This is a genomic window from Flintibacter muris (genome assembly GCF_943192995.1).
Taxonomy (GTDB): Bacteria; Bacillota; Clostridia; order Oscillospirales; family Oscillospiraceae; genus Lawsonibacter; species Lawsonibacter muris.
This window is the reverse complement of the sequence record NZ_CALPCP010000123.1, coordinates 1-1,067: the sequence shown is the minus strand read 5'-3', so window position 1 is coordinate 1,067 and position 1,067 is coordinate 1. Positions and strand designations below refer to the sequence as shown.

The 1,067-nt window shown below is 64.6% G+C and carries 2 protein-coding genes; both read left to right on the top strand.

What is annotated here, in order from left to right:
* A partial coding sequence (locus NFS22_RS23615; protein ID WP_251320063.1) for an FHA domain-containing protein occupies window positions 1-437 on the top strand: 437 nt, incomplete at its 5' end.
* The coding region (locus NFS22_RS23610; RefSeq protein ID WP_251320062.1) for a PP2C family protein-serine/threonine phosphatase at window positions 424-1,067 on the top strand (644 nt) is incomplete at its 3' end. The genes NFS22_RS23615 and NFS22_RS23610, both read left to right, overlap by 14 nt.

The window sequence follows — 1,067 nt, the reverse complement described above, 5'->3', positions numbered from 1 at the left end:
CGCCCCCGCCCCCGCCGGGGATGGGGGTCAGCGTGGCGGCGGCAGGCAAGACGGTGGGCATGATGCAGTCTCAGATGGGCTTTGATCCGGTGGTGGGCTGGCTGGCCTGCGTGGCCAGCCCCAGCCGGGGCAAGAGCTACACCATCCGGGGCGGGGTGAATTCCATCGGCCGCAGTGAGCGGATGGACATCGTCATCACCGGCGATCTGAAAATCTCCGCCGAGAACCACGCCAAGATCAGCTACAGCGACAAGCACAACCGCTTCAACCTCCTCCCCGGCGAGGGGCGGAACATTGTCTATCTCAACGACGAGGAGGTTTTTACCCCCATGCCCCTGAACGCCTATGACCTCATCGACTTTGGGGAGACCAAGCTGCTGTTTGTCCCTCTGTGCGGGGAAAAATTCACCTGGGAGGACAAGGATGGGACTGTTTAAGCTGTTTTCCCGGGAAAAAACGCCTGCCCCGGAGCCTGTCCAGCCGCCCGTCCTTCCGGAAGAGGGCCCGCTGGCCCTCAAGATCGCCAACCTCCAGGGTCAGGGGGACCGGGAGCGGCAGGAGGACTCCTTTGCCATCGCCAACGCCGCCGGCGGGGAACTCCAGCAGGCCCAGGGTTTGCTGGCCCTGGTGGCCGACGGCATGGGGGGCATGGAGGACGGCAAAGCCGCCAGCCAGTGGGCGGCGGAGAGGCTCCTCCAGCTGTTCCAGGAGCGGGAGACAGAGGACATCCCCGGCTGGTTTTACCGCAGCATCCACGCCGTCAGCGATGAGGTGTTCCGCCAGTTCGGCGGACGCAGCGGCACCACGCTGGTGTCAGTCCACATCCATGAGGGGCTCCTCCACTGGCTCAGTGTGGGGGACAGCGCCATTTTCCTTGCACGGAACGGCGGGGTGTTCCAGCTTAACCGGGAGCACACCTGCCTCAACCGCCTTTTTCTCCAGGAACTGGAGCGGGAGGTCATTGATAAGGAGCGGGCTATTTCTGACCCGGACGCCCCCCGGCTCACCTCCTTTGTGGGCATTGACCGGCTGACCGAAGTGGACCTGAGCCTGCGGCCCCTGACGCT